We start from the raw sequence: 518 nt of genomic DNA on the forward strand, positions 1-518 counted from the left end.
CCGAAGCCGGTGGCCCAACCCCTCACGGGGAGGGAGCTGTCGAAGGTGGGACTGGCGATTGGGACGAAGTCGTAACAAGGTAGCCGTACCGGAAGGTGCGGCTGGATCACCTCCTTTCTAAGGAGCACTTCTCACCAGGAGCCCTCGGGTGACTGGTCAGAGGCCAGTACACCGGCGTACGTCCGGTGCTGGTTGCTCATGGGTGGAACGTTGATTATTCGGCACACTTGATCGTCTTCTCCTTCCAGTACTGCCCGAACGGGTGTGGAACGTTGAGGGAAGCGGCGAGTGGGCCGGGCACGCTGTTGGGTGTCTGAGGGTACGGGCTTGTGTGTTGAGTCTGTTTCTTCAGTGCCGGCCCCGGTGCAGCACCAAGGTTTTGGTGTGTGACGGGTGGTTGGTCGTTGTTTGAGAACTGCACAGTGGACGCGAGCATCTGTGGCCAAGTTTTTAAGGGCGCACGGTGGATGCCTTGGTACCAGGAACCGATGAAGGACGTGGGAGGCCACGATAGTCCC

General features: G+C 59.8%; 1 rRNA gene. It reads left to right on the forward strand.

The features are described from left to right. Window positions 1-117: ribosomal RNA gene (locus ACTWQR_RS56000) — 16S ribosomal RNA — on the forward strand; the annotation flags it as partial. Window positions 118-518 lie beyond the last annotated feature (401 nt).

This window comes from Streptomyces sp. 2A115 (assembly GCF_052245575.1).
Taxonomy (GTDB): domain Bacteria; phylum Actinomycetota; class Actinomycetes; order Streptomycetales; family Streptomycetaceae; genus Streptomyces.